Annotated in this window: 18 protein-coding genes, 2 tRNA genes and 1 pseudogene; 9 read left to right on the top strand and 12 right to left on the bottom strand. The window is 57.2% G+C overall.

Annotation, left to right across the window (positions count from 1 at the left end; genetic code table 11):
* Window positions 1–189 precede the first annotated feature (189 nt).
* The 4 genes from N4R57_10315 (at window position 190) to N4R57_10300 (ending at window position 4,291) form a co-directional block, all read left to right on the top strand.
* On the top strand, window positions 190–1,227 hold the full coding sequence (locus tag N4R57_10315; GenBank protein UYV39351.1) for a site-specific integrase: 1,038 nt from the start codon (window positions 190–192) through the stop codon (window positions 1,225–1,227).
* Between the two features lie 256 nt (window positions 1,228–1,483).
* Window positions 1,484–1,825 carry a hypothetical protein gene (locus tag N4R57_10310; GenBank protein UYV39350.1) on the top strand — a complete coding sequence of 114 codons (342 nt, stop codon included), beginning with the start codon at window positions 1,484–1,486 and terminating at the stop codon, window positions 1,823–1,825.
* Between the two features lie 450 nt (window positions 1,826–2,275).
* Window positions 2,276–2,929 carry a recombinase family protein gene (locus tag N4R57_10305; protein UYV39349.1) on the top strand — a complete coding sequence of 218 codons (654 nt, stop codon included), beginning with the start codon at window positions 2,276–2,278 and terminating at the stop codon, window positions 2,927–2,929.
* A 30-nt stretch (window positions 2,930–2,959) separates the two neighbouring features.
* The gene (locus N4R57_10300; protein ID UYV39348.1) at window positions 2,960–4,291 is read left to right on the top strand and encodes a hypothetical protein; all 1,332 of its coding nucleotides are present in this window, start codon (window positions 2,960–2,962) and stop codon (window positions 4,289–4,291) included.
* A 279-nt stretch (window positions 4,292–4,570) separates the two neighbouring features.
* On the opposite strand, the gene N4R57_10295 is transcribed toward N4R57_10300, so the two are convergent.
* Complete coding sequence (locus N4R57_10295; GenBank protein ID UYV39657.1) at window positions 4,571–5,587, bottom strand: hypothetical protein; 1,017 nt, start codon at window positions 5,585–5,587, stop codon at window positions 4,571–4,573.
* 26 nt (window positions 5,588–5,613) lie between these two features.
* Between N4R57_10295 and N4R57_10290 the strand changes: the two genes are divergently transcribed.
* Window positions 5,614–6,954 carry a DNA cytosine methyltransferase gene (locus N4R57_10290; GenBank protein ID UYV39554.1) on the top strand — a complete coding sequence of 447 codons (1,341 nt, stop codon included), beginning with the start codon at window positions 5,614–5,616 and terminating at the stop codon, window positions 6,952–6,954.
* 329 nt (window positions 6,955–7,283) lie between these two features.
* Here N4R57_10290 and N4R57_10285 read toward each other — a convergent pair.
* Both N4R57_10285 and N4R57_10280 read right to left on the bottom strand, forming a co-directional pair.
* Window positions 7,284–7,358: transfer RNA gene (locus tag N4R57_10285), tRNA-Asn, on the bottom strand.
* Between the two features lie 104 nt (window positions 7,359–7,462).
* Entirely contained in the window at window positions 7,463–8,386 is a 924-nt protein-coding gene (locus tag N4R57_10280; GenBank protein ID UYV39347.1) for an MBL fold metallo-hydrolase, read from the bottom strand.
* Window positions 8,387–8,433: 47 nt separating this feature from the next.
* Between N4R57_10280 and N4R57_10275 the strand changes: the two are divergent.
* Window positions 8,434–9,734 (top strand): annotated as a pseudogene (locus N4R57_10275) (ATP-binding protein).
* Between the two features lie 348 nt (window positions 9,735–10,082).
* On the opposite strand, the gene N4R57_10270 reads toward N4R57_10275, so the two are convergent.
* From N4R57_10270 to N4R57_10235, 8 genes are all read right to left on the bottom strand, one after another.
* Window positions 10,083–10,156, bottom strand: a tRNA-Gly gene (locus N4R57_10270).
* A gap of 35 nt (window positions 10,157–10,191) precedes the next feature.
* Window positions 10,192–11,403, bottom strand: a complete 1,212-nt coding sequence (locus N4R57_10265; GenBank protein UYV39346.1) for a DUF2029 domain-containing protein — start codon at window positions 11,401–11,403, stop codon at window positions 10,192–10,194.
* Between the two features lie 97 nt (window positions 11,404–11,500).
* Window positions 11,501–12,856: a DUF2235 domain-containing protein gene (locus N4R57_10260; protein UYV39345.1), complete on the bottom strand. Its 1,356-nt coding sequence runs from the start codon at window positions 12,854–12,856 to the stop codon at window positions 11,501–11,503.
* 64 nt (window positions 12,857–12,920) lie between these two features.
* Window positions 12,921–14,582 carry an FAD/NAD(P)-binding protein gene (locus tag N4R57_10255; protein ID UYV39344.1) on the bottom strand — a complete coding sequence of 554 codons (1,662 nt, stop codon included), beginning with the start codon at window positions 14,580–14,582 and terminating at the stop codon, window positions 12,921–12,923.
* Entirely contained in the window at window positions 14,569–14,970 is a 402-nt protein-coding gene (locus N4R57_10250) for a cupin domain-containing protein (GenBank protein UYV39343.1), read from the bottom strand. Before N4R57_10250 ends, N4R57_10255 begins: the two co-directional genes overlap by 14 nt.
* A gap of 229 nt (window positions 14,971–15,199) precedes the next feature.
* Window positions 15,200–17,245, bottom strand: a complete 2,046-nt coding sequence (locus N4R57_10245) for an ASKHA domain-containing protein (GenBank protein ID UYV39342.1) — start codon at window positions 17,243–17,245, stop codon at window positions 15,200–15,202.
* Between the two features lie 225 nt (window positions 17,246–17,470).
* The gene (locus N4R57_10240; GenBank protein ID UYV39341.1) at window positions 17,471–17,929 is read right to left on the bottom strand and encodes a hypothetical protein; all 459 of its coding nucleotides are present in this window, start codon (window positions 17,927–17,929) and stop codon (window positions 17,471–17,473) included.
* A gap of 37 nt (window positions 17,930–17,966) precedes the next feature.
* A complete protein-coding gene (locus tag N4R57_10235; GenBank protein UYV39340.1) occupies window positions 17,967–18,926 on the bottom strand; it encodes an agmatinase in 960 nt (319 codons plus the stop codon).
* 134 nt (window positions 18,927–19,060) lie between these two features.
* On the opposite strand from N4R57_10235, the gene guaB reads away from it, so the two are divergent.
* The 3 genes from guaB to N4R57_10220 all read left to right on the top strand — a co-directional run bounded on the left by guaB (window position 19,061) and on the right by N4R57_10220 (window position 24,246).
* Entirely contained in the window at window positions 19,061–20,512 is a 1,452-nt protein-coding gene (gene guaB, locus N4R57_10230) for an IMP dehydrogenase (GenBank protein UYV39339.1), read from the top strand.
* 60 nt (window positions 20,513–20,572) lie between these two features.
* On the top strand, window positions 20,573–21,667 hold the full coding sequence (locus tag N4R57_10225; GenBank protein ID UYV39338.1) for an RsmB/NOP family class I SAM-dependent RNA methyltransferase: 1,095 nt from the start codon (window positions 20,573–20,575) through the stop codon (window positions 21,665–21,667).
* Window positions 21,668–21,852: 185 nt separating this feature from the next.
* Window positions 21,853–24,246: an ATP-binding protein gene (locus N4R57_10220; GenBank protein UYV39337.1), complete on the top strand. Its 2,394-nt coding sequence runs from the start codon at window positions 21,853–21,855 to the stop codon at window positions 24,244–24,246.
* A gap of 23 nt (window positions 24,247–24,269) precedes the next feature.
* Here N4R57_10220 and N4R57_10215 read toward each other — a convergent pair whose 3' ends face one another.
* On the bottom strand, window positions 24,270–24,863 hold the full coding sequence (locus tag N4R57_10215; protein ID UYV39553.1) for a gamma-glutamyl kinase: 594 nt from the start codon (window positions 24,861–24,863) through the stop codon (window positions 24,270–24,272).
* Window positions 24,864–24,903: the final 40 nt, after the last annotated feature.

Below are 24,903 nucleotides of genomic sequence, written 5' to 3'. Positions count from 1 at the left end.
AAATGAAAGGGCCTAGCTAATCAAAGCTAAGCCCTTGAATTTTTTGGCTCCGGCGGTAGGGATCGAACCTACGACCAATTGATTAACAGGCCTTTCTAGCGCAGCTACCAGATTATACCGCCATCTATCAAAACGTCCTAACTTACTGTTTTATTACACTCTTTCTTGATTTGAGGGTGGAGGTTACTGTTGTGGGATAACGAAACCTACCAGACTTCTGTGCCCTATATGCGTCCTAAGAAAATCAAGAAGCCCAGTGCCGTGAAGCCGCGTTACTCGTTCAACGTCAGGGACTTGCAACGTATCGAACCCAATGGAACGGACCAATGGATACACGATTCGGCTACACGCGGTCTATCGTTGAAGGTAACAGCAAGTGGCCGAAAAGTCTTTGTGCTCAGATACCGCACAGAGTCAAACCGACAACGAAAACTGACCCTTGGATCGTTTCCAGAAATGTCGGTAGCCGTTGCACGGGAGACAGCAGTTAGACACTGGTCACAGATTTTCTCTGGCGGAGACCCAGCACAGGGGCGGGCCGACAAGAAGACAATCAAAGTAGCGGAACTTGTTGAAATCTACCTGAAAGATGATGCCAAGCCAAAGCTGTCACCTGCCACCTTCAAGCGGTATGAGGCGGTTCTACGCAAGAAGGTCGCGCCAAGCCTCGGCGCGGTGCCATTGGCCGACCTGACCCGAAGCGACATAGAGGCTTTGCATCGATCTATGGCCGCGACTCCAGTGAACGCAAATCGAATGCTTGCCGTTTTCAAAGCCATGTTGAACAAGGCCGAAGACTGGGATTTACTGCCCAAACGCAGCAATCCGGCGGCTCGCATCAAAATGAACAAGGAGCAGCGGCGCATTCGCTACTTCACCGATGACGAGCAAACTAGAATCTTTTCTGCCATCGAACAATTGCGTCCCAAGATGCAGAAGAGCGAGAACGGATTCGATGCTATACAGCTGCTTTTCTATACGGGCTGTAGGCCCGGCGAGGTTCTTCGTCTACGCTGGAAAGACATCGACTTGTCGGGTCGGACCGCCGTATTGCGCATGACGAAGACGGGCGAAGCAAGGCTTCCTCTTGCCAACTCAGCTGTGGAACACTTGCAATCGATTGCAGCAAAAAGCATTGGGCCGTGGGTGTTTTCCGGAACCGATCCGAACAAGCACCTAACGTCCCTTGTCCGGCCTTGGAAACGATCTGCGAGGTTGCTCAACTGAGCAACGCGCGGCTTCACGACATCCGCCACACGGTCGCAACGTATATCGCGGCTTCCGGCAACCTGTACTCTGCGCAGGTGGTCCTGCGTCATACGACGCCCGCTATGACCACGAGATATGCTCATCCGTTCGATGTTGCTGTACGAACTGATCTGAACGAAGCTATCGCGAAGATTGAACGCAATCAAAATTCAGCCCTCGCGGGGAGCGAACCTTCGAAGCACAAGTCCCGCAGGCGGAAGATACGGAGGAGCAAATGATTCAACCAACCAAGCCGAAAAAGCGTCGGCTAAAGCCCAAGTACCGTGGAGCCGGAGTAAAGCAGATGGCTGAATTGCTTCGCCTAAGACGACGTGTGGCAGAGCTGGAGAAGAAACTGGAAGGAGGATGGGTATCGGACGACGGTGTTTGGTGCGATATCGTGTACGCCGCCCGCCGGGTAGGTCGGTCCGAGCAACGTCTTAGGAACATGAAGTCGGAACACACCGGACCAATGGTCTACGATAAAAGCGGTTCGGTCCGGTACAAGATTGCAGAGCTAGACCGTTGGCTTGAAGAGGGATGGGGACTAAGAAATGTGCTGGAAGAGAAAGCGTAGATTTCTTTCGCGGAAAAATTCCGATACCCCCCCCGTCACACCCTATGAAAGAAAATTTACCGCAGAAATTTTCAAACGCACATCACGGGCTATCATTGATGCCGACATAACATGTTTACAGTAAACGATTTGGAAAAATGCCTCTACACTGCGCAAGCGGATAAACGGACATTCTGTGCATAACGGAACCTACCATTTTGTCCCGTAACCAATTGAACCTTTTGTATATTTTTTAAAACGCGCCTCTACACTGGGGGAGTGTAAGCTGAACAGTGTTCCGTGACAGGGTAAGGGTTTGATTTTTATTAAAAAACGTCGAAATTCAAGCGCAGAGACGAAAAATGTTGATGCATCTCACGAAATGTTATGTCGAACCTAAAATTTTTCGACTTGGTGCCCAGATCTGTTCACAAGCAAACCAACGTTTATCTGTACAGGAGGACATAACAGATGCAACCTGAGTTTTTCGCGTACTACCGCGTTTCTACAAACCGCCAAGGAGTGAGTGGATTAGGTTTAGAAGCTCAGCGGAATTCCGTACGGAATTTTCGGTCTTTAAATCCCGGAAACCTTCTCGGTGAATTTACAGAAATCGAAAGTGGAAGGAAATCAGACCGGCCACAACTCAAAGAGGCACTGCAATCCTGTCGTGAACACGGGGCAACCTTGCTCATCGCTAAACTTGACCGACTTGCTCGAAATGTACACGTCATTTCGGGACTTCTTGAGAGCGATGTGAAGTTCGTCGCCATCGACATGCCCAACGCTGATCGTTTCATGCTGCACGTATATGCGGCAATGGCAGAAGAAGAAGGCCGTCGGATCAGTGAGCGGACCAAGGCAGCACTTAAGGCAGCGAAGGCTCGAGGGGTACAGCTCGGCAAAAATGGCAGCGTTCTTGGACAAGTACGTTCACGGGAAGCAGATGAGCGCGCGAAACGCATCGGTCCAAAAATCATGCAAATGAAAAAATCGGACGGAATGTCCTTTCGGGAGATTGCTGCGCAATTGAACGAGCTAGGGATGAAGACCGAAAAGGGCGCAGTTTGGCATCCGACGACGGTGTATCGAGCATATAACAGATACCAAGCCCTTTATGTATAGCCAGTCTATAGTGGGGGAGTGAAATAGAATATGTCTGTAGTAGATGAGTTCCTTCCAGAGTTTAGCTCGGTCGAAGCCGTGTCAGCGGCCACAGCTATGATAGACCGGTTTGAGCTTGAGATTGGTGATTTTGCGCTAGCGGGCGATGAAGATGATATTTGTTTCTGCCTCAACCATCTGAGTTCCCATATTATATCGACTGCGCATGGTGGAGAAATTTCGCTCTTCAATAGTGGGAATCTTGCAAACCTTCGTTCGAAGGTCGACGTGCGGTTTTCATACGGAGGGTCAGGGCCGGGACAGTTCAAACCGCGACCAGTTTTGGCCGGTGGGATAAAGCGGGCGGGTTTTCGGCCCGGTGGAGGTGGTTTGCCGAGGCGGGCAGGCGAGCGGTTGAGGGTCAGCTTCAAAGCATGGTTGAATTTGACACGTTTCGTTCAAGCGCAACGCTTTCAGAAGTCTTCTAGGCCGCGCAACCCAACACTAGCTGCACCTCTGGTCCTCGCCATACATCCGCGACGGTCTTGGTTTGCGAACGAACTTCCACTACTTCCGGCGGATAACCTGCTAATTGGCAGTGTGCATCCTTTTGGGTTCGCGATGCGGCACGAAACAGCAGAATTGGTCCGGATGTACCTCGACGAGTTCGAGAGCGTGGCGGTCGGCATTCTACGCGATCAGATGCAGGCACGCGATGTCCTTGTGCGCGAAACACCTTACCGGTCTTTGCAAGCGATGGAGGTTTACTGGGAGTTTTCCGCCAATGACCCGATAGGACTTGTGCAGAGCCTGACTCAACCGCTTCACCGGTTGTCGAGCCATGTTCGCATTACCGAAGAAACGGTTGCCAATGTCGAAGAAGAAACGACGAACCAAAGCAAATGCGTCACGATCAATCTAACAACATCAATTCGACTCAGGGTATATGCAAAAACTACACGACGCGTGCGGTTCGAAGTTGATTTCTCTGGGGAAGCGATCAGCGGGATATGCGCAGGGCGTACCAGTCGGGATACAGAAGGGATTTTGCTTAAGACTGACCAGTTAATCGCCCGTGCGGTGGACGAGATGAACTGGGTGCTAGCCGAACTGCGATACCAAGTGCCGCCTGGGACAAGGGAAGAATCTGCGGTCGGTCTAATTTCCAAGGTTGCCCGGACATTGAATAATGCAGCCAAGACCGAAATGGTCATTTCAAGCCTGCATACGTTCGGGCGCATCGCACCCGAAGGCAACGAACTTTTGCTAGCAGTTGCACGGCAGTTGAAGCAAGCAGGAATACTGCGGACCATTGGAGGAAGGTCGTTGTACGTGCCCACCGACGCTTACGATTCAGCGGTGCGCCGCCTGATGGGAACGTGAATCTATGACGTATTGGCTTTTGAGGCCGCCACAACCCCATCTCGCTCCTTCGGCTGCCCTTGCCTATCTTAACGGTGTTATCGCATTCTACGGGCTGCAATTAGACGAATACAGGCCGTTGCGGGACCATCCATCAGATACGTGCGCTTCCGACGCGCGATACAGGCGCTAGAAACTCCTGCAATCGATTGCAAGCTTGAACAATAGTTGGAACGCGGCCACTCTCTGCGGTTACCAGGCCAACTAAGTTCTGCGGGCAATAGTGGGCGCTGGCTTCTCTCAGGGCCCACCAGCGGCATTGTCGGCTTCCAGTTCGTCCACGAAGTGCCGAGCAAATAGCACCAGCCACTGCTTCTCAGCATCACTGACGTCGGCGACATTCAAACGGGCAGCGAAGTCAACGATCTCGCGCATCTCGCCAGTCGAGTAGTTCCCGCCGGAAGGCACGGCCACCGCATCAAGACACTTCGCCATGGCCCAACAAACTTGCAGAAACGCGTCATCAGAATCGCCGATGTGCGCCCAAAGGTCTCGCCCCTGTAAAGTCTCGACGCGCAACTCCTTGCCACCGTGCTCAGCTTGGAAAAACGAACTTGCGATGGGACGCCTCCCGTCAGGGGTCGTGCAGCTTCTGGAAACGTTCATCCCCTGCCCAGCAACACGCTCTTCAGCAAGGCGGACGATGTGCCAGTCCTTCTTGTTGCTGTTCTTGGCCGTCGAGTAGTTCATTCCGACGATGTATCGGACTTTGTCCACTCCCCAATGGTTGCTCCAATCGACCCAGTTGTTCGAAACCGCGTTCGCGATCTGAGAAACCATGGAATCATTGATGCACATTGGGCCGCTTTTCAGGGCAACCAATTCAATGGTGTCACCCATCACCCGTGCACTGTCGATCTCGGACAAGACGGTGTGACCGGGTGAAACTACCTGCTGCCACCCATAGAAGGGAGGAATCACGTCTTCGACCACACGTCCCGCCGCTGTCTCGATACTCGAGAAGACCTTTGCAGCGGCAACAATGTCGTCAACTTGCTTGAGCTGCTGGACGTCGAACAGTTCTGCGTAGGCGGCGAGCACAAACGGGTTCGTCGACTTGCCGTCGATGGCAGGTGTCCGAGGATTGATTTGGCGCATCCTGGTCTCGAGCGCAGTACTTAGCTGCGCCACCTGCTGGAACTTGTCCGCGTGTTGCGGTGACGTTGTTTCGTTCAGGAAATTCTGCACTTCGGTCAACGAAAGCGTCACCGGAACAGCGTATGTCGAAAAATTGTATCGTTGTGTTGCGCGCGCCAAAACCGTATACCCATAGTCCTAGTATGATGCCCTCTAGGAGACACAACCCCTTGCCAGAGTCCAGAAAAAAGTCGGTTGTTTCTCTGTTCTCAGGCGCACTTGGGATGGACCTTGGATTCGAACTTCAAGGCGACTTCGAAATCCTCGCTTGTGTCGAAGTTGACGAGGCCGCTTGCAAAACCATTCGGACGAACGCGGAGCAAGGCCACTTCGAAGGAAACCCGAAGGTGTTCTGCCGCGATCTGTTCGAACTCTCTCCGCAAGAGTTGATGGATGAAGTCGGCATCAAACCCGGTGAACTTGACCTCCTTGTGGGCGGTCCACCTTGTCAGTCATTCAGCACAGCAGGACGACGGCAATCGGTTCAGGATCGAAGGGGAACCCTTCTTTGGCGGTATCTCGAATTTGTGGTTGCGCTCCGTCCCAAGGCGTTTGTGATGGAAAATGTGCGAGGGTTGATGTCCGCCGCCCTCAAACACCGCCCTATTGCTGAGCGACCCGAAAAAGGCGGCCCGGAACTCACCGACGAAGAAATACCCGGATCAGTAATTGCAAAGTTTGTCGATGATCTGAGGGAACAGACAGACGGCCAGTATCGCGTGGACGCCTTTGAGGTCAACTCCGCCAACTATGGCGCGCCTCAAATCCGAGAACGCGTCGTCTTTGTCGGCAACTCGTTTGGGGTCGAGGTCGAGTTTCCACAACCGACCCACGGCGTTAGTACTCGTGACGAGCAACGCGACCTTTTCAGTCACGATGGTGGCGACCTCATCCCGTGGGCAACCCTGCGGGATGCAATAGGCGACCTCCGAGAAAACGATCTCGAACTGATGGACTTCAGCCCAAGGAAAAAGAGTTTTCTTTCCCTCGTTCCTGAGGGAGGAAACTGGCGATCTCTTCCAGTCGAAGTGCAGCAAGAGTCGATGGGGCGGGCTTGGTTTGCCAAAGGCGGACGGTCAGGCTGGTGGCGGCGTTTGAGTTGGGACTTTCCTTGCCCGACCCTTATCACAATGCCCAACCACTCGAGCACCTCGCTGTGCCACCCTGACTACGTTCGGACCCTTTCCGTGAAAGAATATGCACGCATCCAAGAATTCCCTGACGAATGGCTTTTCTGCGGCAAGACTTCTGAGAAATACAAGCAAATCGGCAACGCAGTTCCCGTTCGGCTTGGCAAGGTGACTGCACAGGTGGTTTCGGATTTGCTCAACATCATGGCCACAAACGACGGCGTGCCATACAAACGCAGCGATGAACCGTTCCGCAGAATATACATCAAGTCGCATGTCCGAACCCGCCGCTGGTTCAAAGCGGGCGAAGTATTCGCGGGTACTGATGGTGAACAGTTAACGTACGCGGGGAGGTAAAGCCCGAGGTCGCCGATAGAAACCTGAATCTTGGCTTTTCCTCGGTCTTACCCTGCAACACGCGCTAAGAAGGTTCGCCAATGGGTTCGCACTTGCGTCGAAAATTTCTTTCATCTGCTGTCACAGCAGCATTTCGACAGGTCGATCAAGTACTACTTGGGGCCGGTTGCGATCAGTGAGACTATCGTAGCACCGAGTTTTAAAAGCTACCGATCTATACCAGAAGAACTATCTGCAAGATAGGCAACTTGCTGCGCCCCATCTGGGGCCTCAAGACAAGTTTCCAAGAAAAAGGGCCTAGCGAATATTCGCTAAGCCCCTGAATTCTTTGGCTCCGGCGGTAGGGATCGAACCTACGACCAATTGATTAACAGTCAACTGCTCTACCGCTGAGCTACGCCGGAACACTTCGGGCGATATAGCAATCAGGTTCGGCCCCGTCCAGAGGAATTCACAACTATTTTTAAGCGCGCTTCAGGTCAGGGACAAACGCAGGTGCTATCGTCGTTCAGGTCAGCCTAAATTCGGCGTCGGCCGAGAGGTGAGGAAGCGGAGAAACTCTGTTTTTTCCTGTGAGATCAACAAGGTGGGCGAACACGTTCCGGGTGGCGGCGCCGATGAGGGCCGAGGGCACGTCGGTATAGATACGTGTGGCAATATCATAAGCGGTTGCGGGGCCAATCGCGAGCGCGGCGAGAATTTCGGCTTCACGGCCCAGACGGTGGGTGATCAGCCAGTCGAGCCGTGCGGCAGGGCTGGTGATGGGCGCACCGTGGCCGGGATGGAAAACGCGCCACGTTTCGGATTGCAGCCGCGCACAGGAGGCCATGAAATCGGTTAGGTCGCCATCGGGCGGAGAGACCAGCGAGCTGGCCCAGCCCATAACGTGATCACCGCAAAACAACGCATCGCCCCAAGCAAAGCTGAGGTGGTTGCCATAGTGGCCGGGTGTGTGGATTGCGCGCAGGGACCAGCCATCACCTTCGACAACCTCACCGTCAGCGATGGTCACGTCGGGGTGGAACGCGGCGTCAACACCTTCGCCACCGCCCGCGAGCCCTTGTTCTGCAAGGGTTTGCATGACAGCGGAGCGTCCTGCTTGCCAATCGCCCAGAGCCAACACCGGCGCGCCGGTTTCATGGGCGAGCGCGTGGGACAGGGGGGAATGATCAACATGGGAATGGGTAACAAAGATATGGGTGATTTTTTGCCCCTGTTCGACCGCATTCAAAATGGCGGCGAGGTGGCTTTCGTTTTCTGGTCCGGGATCGATCACGGCGAGGCCGCGCGTGCCAAGAATGTAGGTATTGGTGCCGCGATACGTCATGGGAGACGCGTTAGAACAGATCACGCGGCGCAGGCCGGGCTCAAGTTCGATCGCGACGCCGGTGGGCGGGTTGAAATCGTCGGGGGCTTGTAGGGAATCGGCCATGGGCAATGCGCTCTTTCTTCGACAGGTGTTGAGAGGTAGGAATAGGCATGTTTTTCGCTTGGCTCAAACGGTATATGCCGCGATCGCTCTATGCCCGGGCGGCGCTTATCCTTGTTTTGCCGGTGGTCTTGCTGCAACTCGTGGTGTCGGTGGTCTTCGTGCAGCGCCATTTCGAAGGGGTAACGCGGCAAATGAGTGCCGTGGTGGCGCGCGAGGTCAACTTTGTTGTCGATACGTTTGGCGGTGATGCGACAGAAGCAACTGCGGCGCAGGGGCTTGCGATCGAGGTTATGACGGTTGAAGCCTCAGAGGTGCCGGACCGCAACCTCAGGCGGTGGTATGATTTTTCCGCGCTGATTATTTTTGATGAATTGGGTGCAAGGGTGCCGGGTTTACGGTCGATTGATTTGCCCGATGATCGGGTGGCACGGGTTTTTGTTGCGGCGGGCGACACGGTGTTGCGGCTTGAGTTTGACCGGCTGCGCGTATCGGCGCGCAATCCGCATCAGCTCTTTGCCAATATGTTGTTCTTTGGCATTTTATTGACGGTGATTGCGTTCATTTATTTGCGCAACCAACTCCGCCCGATCAAGCGGTTGGCGCGGGCTGCCGAAGCGTTTGGGCGCGGACGACATGTGCCTTATCGGCCCACCGGAGCAATCGAAGTGCGTGCGGCAGGGAGCGCATTTGTCGATATGCGCGCGCGGATTGAGCGCCAGATTGAGCAGCGCACTTTGATGTTGTCGGGGGTGAGCCATGATTTGCGCACGCCGCTGACGCGGCTCAAGCTGGGGTTGTCGTTGCTGGAAGAAGAGGATCGCGAACCGCTGGAGCGTGACGTGGAGGAGATGCGGCGACTGCTGGACGAGTTTCTGTCCTTCGTGCGCGATGCGTCGGAAGGCGAGGCCGAGCCGGTTGACCCGGTCGCTCTTGTGCGTGGCGTGGTCGAAGATTGTCAGCGGTCGGGGCAAGACGTCACGCTTGTCGGCACCAGCGATGCGTTGGGTATCATCAACCTGCGCCCGGTGGCGATCCGGCGTGCGGTGGAAAATCTGATTTCCAACGCGGTACGCTATGGCACCAAAGCCGAGGTGTCGGTGGTTATGACCGAAAAAGCCTACGCCTCCGGGTCGAGGACGACGGGCCGGGTATTCCGGCAGAGCGGCGCGAAGAGGCGATGCAACCGTTCACACGCCTTGATGCGGCACGCAATCAAAACAAGGGATCTGGAGTCGGCCTGGGCCTATCAATCGCATTAGATGTGGCGCGGGCGCATGGCGGGATGTTGCGCCTCTCACAGAGCGAGACGTTGGGCGGTTTGAGGGCGGATATTGTGATCGCCAGATAAGCCGGTGCTGAGGCGTTGGAAGTGTTGATCCAGCCCAAAATGGGTTGCGCCGCCTGCGGCGTCGCCGCGGGCCTCGCTTCGCTCGGCCCAACGCGTTCTGGGCGAGCCTTGCTTAACAAAGTGGGCCGAATTGGTTGCCTGGTGGAAGAGTATCTGATCCCCAAAAAAGAGGTTAGTGCTCTTTCATTGCGGAAATACCCAATTGAAATATCTACAGCAATCTTACCCAACGCTGTAAGCGTGCAACCGCTATTCCAATACTGCCGAGCGAAGCGAGGCCCCCTCGCGACGCCGTAAGGCGGCGCAACCCCGTAAGGGGCGATCGTTATACGAATTCGCGTGTGATATTGGAGCGGGTAGCGGGAATCGAACCCGCGCGTTCAGCTTGGGAAGCTGACAGGCTACCATTACATCATACCCGCCGCGAAGGTCGGGATAGCGCGGTGGGACGAGCGGGTCAAGCAGGGTTGTGAGTGTGCGCGCGCGACAGAATGCGAAAGCTGAGTGTGAGGGTTGCGAGATAGCCGATTGCGCCAAGCGCGGGTGGTGAAAAAGGCAACATCGCGAGCGGTCGGTTCAGGATCACAGTCAGAAGTCCCCAGCCTGTGGCAAGCAGCAACGCGGCGATGAGCGTGTGGCGTTCCCGCGTTCTTGCATGGCGTGCAAGCGCTGGACTGGCGAGGGCGAGCGCGGGGGCCAAGGCAATAAGGTCATAATCATAGCCATAGGGGCTGACACCCAAACCGGCGATGACCGAAAGCGCCAACACGTAAGGCATTGGCCAACTGCGAAGGAGGGCGTAGCCGACCAGTGACAGGCACGTTAGGGCCATCAACGCTTGTGCAGGGAGGGCAATAGCGGGGCCAATGCCAAAGGATGTGAGCAACGCGAACACCGACGTCATACGCTCCATCGGGTAGGCTCCTGCGCGCAGGAACGCACCGCTGTCGCGCACACTTTGCAAGAAAGCGGGCCAGATTTCGACGCCATAGACCCAAGTGGCGAGCGCAAGTGTAAAGAGCAGGGTGAGCGCCGCGCTCAGCACCAGTTTCCATCCGCCTCGAAACAGTGCAACCAACCCGACGCCGAGCCCGAGGTGAGGTTTATAGGCCAATAGCCCAAGCGCACCCCCGCCAGCAGCGGGCCGAGCGCGCAGGATCAGCAGAAAAGTGAGCGCAAAAAGCAGCGCCGTCAAAAATCCGTTTTGACCGGCGCGGATATTCATCAGCCAAGCCGGCAGTGTGAGCAGGATAGCCGCAGCGGCGTGCTGTGAAGAGAGGCGGTAGAGCGTGCAAACAAGGGCCGCCATTCCAAGCGCAATAAATAGCGCGTAACCGATGCCAGCAGGGAAAATCGCCAACCCCTGCGTTATGAGGTTGAATTGCGGTGGATATGTCCACGGCATGAACGGGCCGCCTTGTGGGCGAGCCGCTTGGTAGGCTTCGAAAGCAGCCGCGTCGTAGGCGAGGGGAAGGCGGCCCGCGTTTGCGAGTTCGCCAACATGGTGGAAGATCAGGTAGTCGATAGTGCCCGGCGTCTGCCCCAGCAGTTGAGGCGCACCGATCTGGATGGCAGTCACAACGATGAGCAGGCCCAGCGCGAGAAATGTCGTGCGCAGGGTTTGCGGACGCAAGCGCAGCAAGGGCTGCGGATCAAAATGCTCTGACATGGCTGCTCGTGCCCTTATGCGGCCGGTTTGCCCGACGTGTTGGCCCAAGCTTAGCAGGGCGGATCGTGTTGGGCAATTTTGAGTTTACCAGTCATCATTAAGCGTCTGCCGATTTGCGTGGATGGGCCGAGGCGCTTGGATCGATCTCGTGATCGTCTGGGATGTGGCGTGGCTCATACAAGGGAAGATACCACAGAAAGCCACGCCGGTAGGGAGCCACTGGCCCGCTTTCGCGTCGCCGCAGGGATTTCGGAAAGAACTCCATCACGTTCCAGAGGAGCGCTAATGCGCCGTTGCGATGGCTATCATGGATCGGTGCATTTGGGTCGGGTTTGGCATAGGCGCGGTCCGACGGCGTGCGCTTGTCGGTATCACCCTCCAGATACCATTTACGGTTGGCGCGTTTCAGGCGCAGACCATAAAGGCGCTTGCCTTTCGACCCGGTGCCCGGAAGAGGCGCGCGCCGGGCGCGTTTTCGCGCGTCGTTATCTTCGGCGTCGGCCTTTTTTTCAGCCGCACTTAGCGCGTCGAGCATCCAGAGGAGGCTTATCTTGCCGATGCCGCTTTCATCCTCCGGCGGTGAGCCGCCTATGTCGGAGTGAAAGCCGGGGAACCAGCGTTGCGTCACGAATTGGGTGCGTTGCGCCTTTGGGTTGCGGAAATTGTTGCCAAAGTAGAGCGGCGTTCCGGTTTCATCGCACTCGGGCACCCAATGCTGCGCACGAAAGAGCGAGCGGCGCTCGTGAATGGCAAGCGCATGCAGCACGATGCGCACCGAGACATTGGCGTTGACCGAAGGGTGCGTGCCAAACTCAGCCAGACTGGCATAGCGGCGCAGGTTGGAGAGGGGGCGGCGGAAGCGGATCATCGAACTGACTGTGTCAAACAACAGCAGGGCGCGGATCGGGGCGGGCGAGGGGTCAAGCACGCGTTCGTATTCACGCAAAGATTGAAAAACCTTGTCATCCTTTGCGTTCGGTTTGAAATCGCTCACCCGGCGATAGGCGCGGAATACCGGCGTAATCAGGTGCAAGCGATCCGGCGCAACAAGCCCGAAATTATGGATGAACCCTGCGAGAACACGCGCAGCATAGGCTCCGCGGGAAAACCCCATCAGGTAGATGTGATCGCCTTCGGCCGCGTCATTGGAAAGGCCGGGGTCGGCTGCTTGTTTGGCCTCGCGGCTTTGGTAGGTGTGGCAGAGATAACGATAGGCCGAGAGCACATCGTCCTCGAGCCCGAAGCCGAACGCCTGTCCCAGTAAGCCCGTGACCACCTGTCGTGTCCGCCCGAGGAATTGCGGCCCGTCATATGTGCCGACCCCCATGACATAGCGGGCAATTTGGTCGGGGTCGTTCTTGTCCAGCGCCTTATAGAGCTTGAGCACGTTGCTTTCGCGGTCGCCAATCTCGTTTCCGGTGCCGTCGATGCAGACGATGATCTTGCGCGACATGGCGGATGCCTTGGTCAAATGCTGTTTGATAATGCCGCCAGCAAAGCACCGGGCGCGGGAAAAATCAACTTTTGCGCATGCGGGCGCAGAGGCGTTGTGCAGCATCCGCAGCCCAAAGACGGGTTGCGGGGCCAAAGCAATCATGGATCGAGTCGACGGCAATTGTGCTTCCCTGCGTCATACGACCAAGGACACAAAGACCGGTTTGAGTGCTGCCATCACGGCCCAGCGCCTGTCCATTGGGATGCGTTGCGGCGGCGAGGCCGGAGGCAAGCGGCGTGAGATGACCGGAACTACGGAGGCCGCAGATTAAGGGATCGGTGATCTGTTGTAGGTCGGGTCCGGGCAGAACCGCGTCAATTATAATGTCGGCGCGCAGGGTATCGTTGCCCTCTTCCAACGACCAGCCGTCAGTCGTGAGCGTGATGTCGGGGTCTTTTACAGCGCGCAGATCGACGAGCCCGTGACGAATAAGGCCTTGCAATTCGTGGGCGGCACGGATTGGCGGGCCATAGGAATACCGTTTGAGCGCGTCATCAAAACCGGTAAGAGCGCCAGCAGTATCCCCCGCGAGAGAGCGAGAGAGATACGCCGTGCGCAAAATGCCCTGCCATTTGCGCCAGATTTGGCCCACGGCGTAGCCAATCGAGGGCGGGCGCGTGCCTTCGGCCATGGCGATGGATAGCTCAAGGAAATCGCGCGGTGTCGCGGCTTCCTGTGCGCCGGGGCTCTCACGTTCAGTCATGAGCCAGTCTTCGATTGCGGTGAGGCCGGTGGGTTCGCCAAGTCGGGCGAGCACGGCTTTTGCGGCGTCAGCGAGCGGGGCAGTTAACGTGTCGAGCGCAGCGCTCGGCGTGTTCATAACGCCGGTCTGACATGCCGCGCGAAAGCGGGTTGTTGTGTGGCGCGGTGGATCGAACGACGCATCAAGCGCACCGGTTGCGGGTTTCGGCGCAGGTGGGCGGCCATCGAGTGAAAACGGCAGGATACGGGCGGGTTCGCGGCTCGAAGGATGGTAGGTGCCGTTGGCAAAGCTGCCGCCGAGCCCGCTTGAGAGCAGGCGGATCATGTCAAAGGCAGAAAGGGCGAGACCACGGATAGCGACGGATTTGCCATGCCAGCCTTGCGCTGCAGTAAGGAGAGCTTTGGCCGGATAGGCAGCGGTAAAGATCGCGCCACTGCTTGCGGCGTGATCCTGCCATGAGAGGCGCTGTTCGTCGGGGGCTGTGGCGGGCTGACCTTGGGTGAGGAGGACCTCGGTGTATGGGCCGTGGGTTTGATTGTCGGCTGTGACGTTCCATTGCATATGGGCGCTTGAGCATGGGGCAAGTGCCTGTGCTTTGGTGCCGTGGAAGGTGATCGTGATTGTTGCGGGCAGGTGGCGAAGCAAGTGGTTTAATCGGTCGGAGAGGTACACACCGAGGTCGGCCCGAGGCGGGAATGCATTGGCATCGTCATGTCGTTCGGCGAGGCGGCTCTGCGCATCAGGGAAGGCCGTACCCGGTGGTGATGGCAGGTCAATCGCGCGCAGCGGGATATTGAGGAGGCAAAGCGCAGGTTCATCCAATGCGAAGTTCGGTCCGGCACCGGGATCAGAGGCCGGATCAAAGATGTCGATCTGCAGTGGTGCATTGCCCCAATGCCGCATCAGCGCCTCGAGCGCGCCGAGCCCGCGCGGGCCAAATCCGATGATGGCAAGGCGGGGGGGCTGGTCAAGAGGTGGCAAGGTAGTCGGCCTCGGTCACTTTTTCGAGCCAGTCGGCGGCGCTGTCGTCGTGTTTTTCCTGTACTGCGATGTGGGTCATCGCGGTGTCAGGAGAGGCACCGTGCCAGTGTTCTTCGCCCGGCGAAAACCAGAGCACATCGCCGGGAAAGAACTCCTGAACCTTACCACCACGAGTCGCGGCGCGGCCTTTGCCAGAGATCACGATCAGCGTTTGCCCATAGGGGTGTGTGTGCCAAGCCGTGCGCGCGCCGGGTTCAAACGTGACGGTGACGGTATTGACGCGGGCCGGGGCATCGGCCGAATGGATCGGGTCCATGCGTACGGTGCCGGTGAAATAGTCGGGATTAGGTGATTGAGACGGGCGCGATCCGGCGCGGTGGATGAGCATGGGGTGATCCTTTTCAACGGGGAGCAACTGGTTGAATTTGGCCGAAGTGACATTGCCTGAGCGACTTGACCTGAGCGGTTTGAGCGGTGGGTTCCATCCGTCAGGTTAAGCAATGATCGCGGGAAATCAATGCGTTCGTGGCATAGGTGAGATTTGGAAGGATACAAACGGATCGCAGGGCCATGTTTATGCAGGCCATAATTATGCGGTGGCGTTGGCGCTGTGACGTTTACCCGCGCCGCCGTCTGCGCCGTCCAGATCCCCCTTCGCCGCCATCGCCGCCGGTATTGAACGTTGCCGTTGGCAGGGTGACGATGCTTTGCAGAATTGGGAAGGGTTCAACCGCATTCGGAATTGCCGAGGCGTTGACAAAATGTTCCTGAAAACGCGGTTCGACTGCGGTTTCGATCTTGTGGATGCGGTGCACGGTTTCTTCAATCTCGCCGCGGGCCAGCGTGTTGAGCAGGGCAATGCGCGCGCCGGTTCCGGCGGCATTCCCGGCGGAGGTGACTTTGTCCAAGGTGCAATCGGGGATCATGCCAAGGACCATGGCGTGTTTCGGAGAGATATGTGCCCCGAACGCCCCGGCGAGCACGATACGGTCCACAGTGTCGACGCCGAATTTATCCATTAACAAGCGTGCGCCGGAATAAAGCGCCGCCTTGGCCATTTGGATTTCGCGAATGTCGCGGTTTGTCACGGTGATGCGCGGGCCGCCGTCGGCGGTGCCATCCCAGACGAGATAAGAATAGGTCCGCCCGTCAAGAACGCAGCGCAGGGTTCCTGTTTGGTCGGGTGAGCCGATCAGGCCGGGTGCATCGACGATGCCGGCCATACGCATTTCGGCAACCATCTCGATAATACCGGAGCCACAGACGCCGGTGATACCGGTTGTGGCGATGGCGGCGTCAAAGCCGGGCTCGTCTGACCAGATATCCGAGCCGATCACCCGGAACCGGGGTTCTTTGGTCACAGGGTCAATTTCGACCCGTTCGATGGCGCCGGGGGCGGCGCGTTGACCGGAGCTGATCTGCGCACCTTCGAAGGCGGGGCCTGTGGGAGAGGAGCAGGCGAGCACTTTGTCGCGGTTGCCCAACAAGATTTCGGCATTGGTGCCGACATCGACAACAAGAACGAGGTCTTCAGATTTGTCCGGCGCTTCGGAAAGAGCCACAGCAGCGGCATCGGCGCCGACATGTCCCGCAATGCAAGGCAAGATGTAGGTGCGTGCGGCAGGGTGCAATTCGAGATCAAGATCGCTCGCACTTAGGTGCAGCGCATTGGAGGTGGCCAGCGCGAAAGGAGCCTGTCCCAGCTCGTATGGATCAATGCCTAGAAAGAGGTGGTGCATCACCGGATTGCAAACGAACACTGCATCCATAATGAGGGTTTTGTCGACACCGGTTTCTTCGGAAATCTGGTCGAAAAGCGCATTCATGCCGTCGCGTACGGCGGCTGTCATTTCGCGGGCACCACCGTCGTTCATCATCGAATAAGACACGCGGCTCATTAGGTCTTCGCCAAAGCGGATTTGCGGGTTCATGATGCCGGAAGAGCCGACAACTTCGCCTGTTTGCAGATCGCATAGGTGCGCAGCGATGGTGGTGGAGCCGAGATCAACGGCGAGGCCGTAAATGGCCCCGTCGTAGTATCCAGGCCAGAGGTGCATGATCTTGGCTGGGTTTTCTCCGTCGCCTAGATGGACTGCGGCGGTGACTTTCCACGCGCCTTTGCGAAGCGTGGATTGTAACGAATGCAGAATGTGAAGATCGGCGCCTAGGGCTTTGATATTCCAGTCGGCTTCTATGGCCGATACCAAGCGTTCCAGATCACCTGAGGGCTCGTGCATATCGGGTTCTTGGACCTCGACATAGAACAGTTTGACTGAAGGGTTCATGGTGATGTCGCGCACTTCGGCGCGTTTGCGCACCACCTGCTTGTGGACCTGCGAGTCAGGGGGAACGTCAATTACAATGTCGCGCATGATCTTGGCCTGACACCCGAGGCGGCGGCCCGATTTGAGCCCGCGTTTGTCGTCATAGCGCTGTTCGACGGCGTTCCACTCAGAGAGTGCATCTTCGGCGACGGTTAACCCGTGTTTAGGGAATTCGCCGTAGGACGGTGTGATCTGGCATTTCGAGCAGATGCCGCGCCCGCCGCAAACGGAATCAAGGTCGACACCGAGCTGTCGTGCAGCGGTGAGAACAGGAGTGCCTTGCGGGAAATGGCCGCGTTTGCCTGAAGGGGTGAATATGACGAGGGGATCTTTGCTCATGTCCTGTGCCGGCCTTGTGCTGCGTTGGCCCGACAATAGGGTGTTTCACAGCAGGCGAAAGATGCAGAGCGGCATTATCTTTTCCCGATGCGTCATTTACCCTCAGCAGGGCGAATTTCGTCACGAAATTCGGTCCAAAATCCCTCACGGATTTTGGGAGTGCCGCGGTTGGCCCCACGCGGTTTTCCGCGACGGAAAACGGGCCGGATTTTGTGACAAAATCCGTTAGCGAATTCTATGAAGGCGTCGGCTGGCAGAGGCCAGCAGGGCGCGGGAGTAGAGTTTGTGCGCGCCAAGAAGAAGGCGAAACGAAAGCCCCATACCTTTCGCGCCATCACGAGGGACAACGGCAGAGCCGAAGAACAGTCGGGTTGTCGTGTCGTCGTGCGCGAGCATCAGCCAAGACCGGGTTGCGCCGCTAAGATCGCAAAGCAATATTTGAGCGTCTGCGCGCGCCTCAACGGTCCATGCGGCGAAACTGTCGGTTTCGCCTTGGGCCAGCGCGATGACGTCAGCGTCGGTTGATGGGCGTTTGACAGTTATGCGCAGGATCAGGCGTTCGAGCTTGAATAGAGGAGTGTTGTAGAAGGCTGTGACGTAGTCGGCGAAGGTCACGGTATTTGCGACCTCGGTTACGAAACAATCGGTATAACACTCAGGGCGAACCGCGTAGGTCTGCAGCAACGCCTTTGTGGGGAGAGGTGCGGGCGAGACCATTGATCTAGCCTAAGCTACGTGCATGGAAGATAAAGCCCAGCGTATTGAGCAGAAGTTGCGCAGCGAGGATCGAGGTGCTGCCGGTTGGATCATAATCGGGCGCGACTTCGACAAGATCGAGGCCAACAATCTCATGATTTTGGGCGGCGCCTTGGAGAAGCTCCAGCACTTCGTAATAGAGGAACCCGCCATGCGAAGGCGTCCCGGTGCCGGGCGCGATAGAGGGGCAAAACGCATCTATGTCGATCGTGATATAAAGCCGCGCCCCTTTCGGAATACGCGCGAGCAGGCCTTCTGCTCCGAGCTTGCGGGTTTGGCGGACGGAAAGGATATCAGACCCCATGTCGCGGGCATCGGCATAACCGTCTTTGGCGGTCGAGCTGACGTTGCGAATGCCGACTTGGGTCAAGCCCGTAACATAGGGTTTTTCGGCGGCGCGGCGCATTGGATTGCCATGACCGAAGCGCACGCCATGCCGCTCATCCACGAAGTCGAGATGCGCGTCGATTTGCAGGATGTGGATGTCGCCCTGATCGTCAAACGCATTGATGCAGGGGATGTTGATGGAATGGTCGCCACCAATGGTCACAGGCAAGGCCCCGGCCGCGAGGGCGGCGCGTACACCTGTTTCAATATTGGCGTGAGATTTGAGCGTATCGGTGTGAACAATGTCGGCGTCGCCCATATCGACAATACGGACCGAGCCGGGCAGGTAGGTGGCGTCATCTTCATGGTCATACGCGCCGGCGTGACCGAAGCTGAACAAAGTGGACGCCTCGCGTATTGCGCGTGGGCCAAAGCGCGCACCGGAGCGCCATTGCGTGCCAAAGTCATACGGGGCACCAAGGATGGCAACGTCGGCCTCAATCCTGTTCCAGTCTTCGACATAGGGGCGTTTGCCGAACGTGGCGATGCCGACGAATGGCAGGTTGAGGCGACCGGAATCATAGCTATTGGCTGTCATGGCCTGCCTTTCATTGCGATTGACTGGAGCGTGACTCGGTTTGTTGGTTCTATCAAGCCGCGAATTAGGCTTTCCCCGGCATCCATCCATGAGATAGGGAACCGCCAAACGACCCCGGATCATGGAGATGCCCGATGGAGATTCGTGAGGCCCTGACCTTCGATGATGTTTTGCTCGTTCCTGCCGCGTCCAATGTGCTTCCCAGCACCGCTGACACGCGCACGCATGTGACACGCGCGATCGACTTAAATATCCCGCTATTGTCGAGCGCCATGGACACGGTGACCGAAGCACGTATGGCGATTGCCATGGCGCAAGCCGGCGGCATGGGAGTGATCCACAAAAACCTGAGCGTCGAAGAGCAATCGCGCGAAGTGCGCCGGGTAAAACGGTTTGTAAGCGGCATTGTTTATAACCCGGTGACCCTGCGCAAGGATCAGACCATTGCCGACGCCAAGGCCTTGGTCGAGCGCTATAATTTCACCGGTTTTCCGGTGGTGGACGAGGCGGGCCGGATTGTCGGGATACTTACAAACCGCGACATGCGTTTTGCCACCAGTGACGACATGCCGGTGAGTGCCGTAATGACGTCAAACGACCTTGCCATGCTCGCCGAACCTGCTGATCTGGATCAGGCCAAGAGCCTGATGCGGTCGCGCCGGATCGAAAAGCTTCTGGTGCATGATGGCAAGGGCAAGCTGACCGGGCTGCTGACGTTGAAAGACACTGAGCAAGCGGTGTTGAACCCAACCGCTTGCAAGGACCAGCTGGGACGTTTGCGCGTTGCCGCGGCCTCTTCGGTTGGTGATTCTGGGTATGAGCGGTCCGAGGCGTTGGTCGATGCCGGGGTGGATATTATCGTGGTTGATACCGCGCATGGCCATTCCGAGGGGGTTATCGAGGCCGTAAAACGCGCCAAGACCTTGTCGAATGAAGTTCAGGTCATCGCCGGGAATGTGGCCACCGGGGAGGCCGTGCGGGCTTTGGTTGACGCAGGTGCCGACGCGATCAAGGTGGGCATCGGGCCAGGCAGCATTTGTACGACGCGGATGGTGGCCGGTGTGGGTGTACCGCAGCTAACGGCGATCATGGAATGTGCCAAAAGCGCGGGTGACGTGCCAGTCATCGCCGATGGCGGCATCAAATTCTCGGGCGATTTTGCCAAGGCAATAGCCGCGGGCGCGTCCTGTGCCATGGTTGGCAGCATGATCGCCGGTACCGATGAAAGCCCGGGCGAGGTGATCCTCTACCAAGGGCGGACGTTCAAATCCTATCGCGGTATGGGCAGCCTTGGTGCGATGGCGCGTGGCTCGGCCGACCGCTATTTCCAAAAGGACGCCGCCAGCGATAAGTTGGTTCCTGAGGGGATCGAGGGGCAAGTGCCTTACAAAGGCAGCGCCAATGCGGTGATCCACCAACTGGTCGGTGGCCTGCGGGCCGCAATGGGCTATACCGGTTGCGCCACAGTGCAGGAGATGCGCAACAACTGTGAGTTCGTCAAGATCACTGGCGCGGGCCTCAAGGAAAGCCATGTGCATGATGTGCAAATCACCCGCGAAAGCCCGAACTACCGGATGGGTGGCTAAGTGACCCCCGGCGCACGGGTTCAGGCTGCGATTGAGTGTCTTGATCGCGTAGGTGAACTTATGCCTGCTGAAAAAGCGTTAACGGCTTGGGCGCGTGGGGCGCGTTATGCCGGGTCGAAAGACCGGGCCGCAGTGCGCGACCACGTTTATGATGTATTGCGCCAGAAGCGAGGCTGTGCGGCTTTGGGCGGTGGCGAGAGTGGCCGTGCTTTGATGATCGGGCTGATCCGATTGCAGAGGGGTGATCTGGCGGCGCTGTTTAACGGAGTGGGCCATTCACCGGCGCCTTTGACGCCTGAAGAGAGCACTGTTGGTCCGTCGTATGACGGGCCAGAGGTGCCTGACTGGATGCTAGGCTCGTTTGAGGCGCGGTTTGGAGCAGATGTTCAATCCGCGCTCGAACCGCTGAAGCAGCGGGCTGATGTTTTCCTGCGGGTTAACCTGCGCAAAGGTGATGTGACGCAGGCGATAAATGCCCTTGGGGCTGAGGGAATTACTTCGGAGCCGTTCAATTTGGCCGACGCCGCTCTGCTCGTGACGGAAGGCGCGCGGAAAGTCGCACGTTCCGAGGCATATCTTGACGGTTTGGTTGAGTTACAGGACGCCGCCAGTCAGGCCGCAATGGAGGCGCTTGAGGTGCCGAACGGCGCACGGGTGCTGGATTACTGCGCGGGGGGGGGCGGCAAAACACTGGCGCTTGCTGGGCGCGGCGAGGCGCAATTTTTTGCCCATGACGCCAATCCGAAGCGGATGCGAGACTTGCCTCCGCGTGCAGAGCGGGCAGGGGTGGTTGTTGAATGTGTTGATAGCGATGCGTTGGCGGGGTTGGCCCCGTTCGACTTGGTGCTGTGTGATGTGCCTTGCTCAGGTAGTGGAACATGGCGGCGTGACCCCGACGCAAAGTGGCGGTTTACGCCCGAGCGTTTGGAAGAATTGAATGCCGTTCAGGACAAGATCCTTGATGAGGCGGCTCTGCTGGTTGCCCAAGGCGGGACGCTGGCTTATGCGACCTGTTCGCTTTTGGCGCAGGAAAATGAACGGCGGATTGACGCGTTCTTGTCGCGCCATGCAGACTGGGCAGAAGTGTATCGCATGCATTGGGCGCTAGATACGGGGGCGGATGGGTTTTTTACCGCCCACTTGCAGCGGCAGTAGCTTCCCCTAAGAGCAACTCCAAAAAGTAATTCAACGCGGTTAACGCGAGCTTAAGACTTTAGGATGCAATCTCGGCAAAAGAAACGACAACGGGGTTCTCATTCGTGGCGTATACGGCTCTCACGCCTGGACAGGTGACACGCAAGGCATTGCAATTTCAGCCGCGCGCAACACTGATCGCGGTAATGGCGGCACTTTTTGCAGGCGCCGCTTTTTGGAGTGGAAACGGGCCGTTGGCGCAGGTGCTCGGCATGGTTGGCGGAACGCTGATCGCGCTGGTGGTGGCGATATATGTGATCATTTGGGTGTTTGGTCAAAACAACAAACGCGCCCAAGCGACCATTTCAGAATTCGTGGCTCATGATGCAGCGCCGTGTTTTGTCACCGATGAAGACGGTGAGCTTTGGTATGTGAATGAGGCGGGCAAAACCAAGTTTCGCGGTGATGCTTTGACCCTGAGCGGGTTGCTGGGAGATGTGTTTGCCAATCCGCTTGCCGTGGTTCAGAGGCTACGAAAGCGGGCCGATAAAACGGGCGCTGCACGTGAAGACATCGTGACGCGGCGTGGCAATGTGCGTCTGTCAACTCACCGGCTTTCGCGGGGGCAGTACCTTTGGCGGATCGAAGCGATCGGCGAGCGGATGGCCGTGGCGAGTGCCAATGACAGCAGTTTTCTTCCGGTTGTTTCGGTTGGGCGCAACGGAACAGTTCTTTTCATGAATGACGCCGCGCGCGATCTTGTGGGCGAGCGGGTCAAGAACATTGATCGGCTGTTCGAGGATGGAGCGCCGCGCACTGGCGATATCAATCTGGTGCGAACCGTCGATGGACCGCGTAAATGCTTCCTCGCCGAACGCAGCCTGGCAGCCACGCGCAGGGAATTGATCCTTGCCCCCGCGACAGAGGCGGCCGAGGTGATTAACCCACAGGGGGGCGAAGCAGACCTTTCAACGCCGGGTTGGAAAGATGTAGAGGCGCTGCCGGTGCCAATGCTCAAGGTGGCGACGACGGGGGAGGTTTTGCTTTCCAACAGGCTCGCGCGTGACCTTCTGGGGCGCGGCGATTGCACGGGGTTGCATCTTGCTACCTTGATGGAAGGACTGGGTCGATCGCTTACTGACTGGCTGACCGAAGTGGCTGCGGGGCGCGAAACTCATAGTTCGGAATTTTTGCGCGTATCGCGAGAGGACCGCGAGGTTTTCGTTCAGGTTATGCTCAAGCGTGCGATGGATGCGAACGGCACAGCACTCATTGCTGTGCTAAATGATGCGACCGAACTGAAAACGCTTGAGGCGCAGTTTGTGCAGAGCCAGAAAATGCAAGCGATAGGTCAGTTGGCGGGTGGGGTGGCGCATGACTTTAACAATCTGCTGACCGCAATTTCAGGGCATTGCGATCTTCTGTTGCTTCGCCATGACGCTGGCGACCCCGGGTATAACGATCTGGTGCAGATCAATCAGAACGCAAACCGTGCTGCCGCGTTGGTAAGCCAATTGCTGGCGTTTTCCCGCAAACAAACCCTGCGCCTAGAGGTGCTGGATTTGCGCGATACCCTGAGCGATTTGACGCATTTGTTAAATCGGCTGGTTGGAGAAACCGTGCGGTTGACCTTGGATCACGAGCAGGGGCTGCACGCGTTGCGGGCTGACAAGCGGCAACTTGAACAGGTGGTGATGAACCTTGTCGTCAACGCGCGTGACGCAATGCCATCGGGTGGGGATATAAGCCTGAGGACTCGGAACGTGACCTATGACGGAACAGTCAAACGCGATCGTGCGACCCTTGCTGCGGGAGATTATGTTTCTGTTGAAATTTGTGATCAAGGCACCGGCATTCCTGCCGATAAGTTGCAGAAGATTTTTGAGCCGTTCTATACGACCAAGCGCACGGGTGAGGGGACAGGGCTTGGTCTGTCGACCGCTTATGGGATCGTCAAGCAAAGCGGTGGGTTTATATTTGCCGACTCGACACCGGGGAAAGGGTCGACCTTTACATTGTTGTTCCCGGCCTTCGCTCCGGATGACCAAAGTGAAACAGCAAAGCCGGGCGATGTTCATATTCTAGGTGAGAATGACTGCGCAAGTGAAGTGGATGCGCCTCGCGAGCCCTTGGGAATTGGGGGCGAAGAGGCGCTCGAACTTGGCGTGAAACAGTCTCGGGATGCGCCTAACGATTCGTCGGATGTTGGTGAGGGCGTGGCCGCCACTCCAAAGCGTGACGAGGTTATTCTTTTGGTCGAGGATGAAGCTCCGGTGCGTGCTTTTGCGTCGCGCGCTCTAAGATTGAAGGGCTATACTGTGCTGGAGGCCGGGTCCGCCGAGGAGGCTCTTGAAGCACTGGAGGAGACCGACCTTGTCGTGGACATCTTTGTAACTGACGTGGTGATGCCGGGCATGGATGGGCCGAGTTGGGTGCGAAAGGCGCTTGAAGTGCGCCCGGAAGTGCGCGTGGTGTTTGTTTCTGGCTATGCCGAGGACGCATTTGGCGAGGGTAAAACAGAAATTCCGAATTCAGTTTTCCTGCCTAAGCCCTTCTCGCTCACCGAGCTGACAGAGACAATCCGGCAGCAACTGCATTAATCGGTAGTGACACGCGGAGTAAGTTATCCCGCTCGGTCCCACAACGCGAAATCTTCGGCGCAGGCGATGCGCAATTTCTTATCAAGCGCGCTTGAAAGCGACAAATCGGCTTGGGGGGAGATGTTCGTGCGCGGCAATTCAATACTCAACTCCAACCGTTCTTCAAGGAAGGCCACGGCATCATCGAGTTGTTCGTAGCGAAATAAGCGGGTGACTTCGGTGCCGTTGGGGCGCGGTTCAACGAATTTCGCCTGACTTCCGACATCGGCAAACCCTTTGCGAGGTTCACCAAGATACCCTTCGACGAATTGCTCAAAACTGAGCCCGGATGTGGATTGGCGCTTGCCGTCCAAAAAGGGGCGCTGACGATATCGGTACCATGACCCGAGCCAGCTTTTTGGTTCGCGAACGACAGCCATCACATCTACGTCGGCGCCGATGAACTTTTCGACCATGGGGCGAAAAAAACGATTGTAGCGATAGACTGGCGCATGCTTCAGCTCGGGAGGATCGAGGACTGCCATGGCGGCATGGGGGGCAAGCGCGGCTTCGATCGCTGTGGTGCCGGTCTTAGGTACCGACAAAACCACCAAACGGGCTTTGGAAAATATTAGCAAATTCATGCCTTTCAGAAAAAGTGCATCGCATCGATCCTTT

This window comes from Rhodobacteraceae bacterium D3-12 (assembly GCA_025916135.1).
In the GTDB taxonomy this organism is placed as follows: domain Bacteria; phylum Pseudomonadota; class Alphaproteobacteria; order Rhodobacterales; family Rhodobacteraceae; genus JAKGBX01.
Note: the sequence above shows the minus strand (reverse complement) of the source record. Positions and strands in the feature narration are given on the sequence as shown.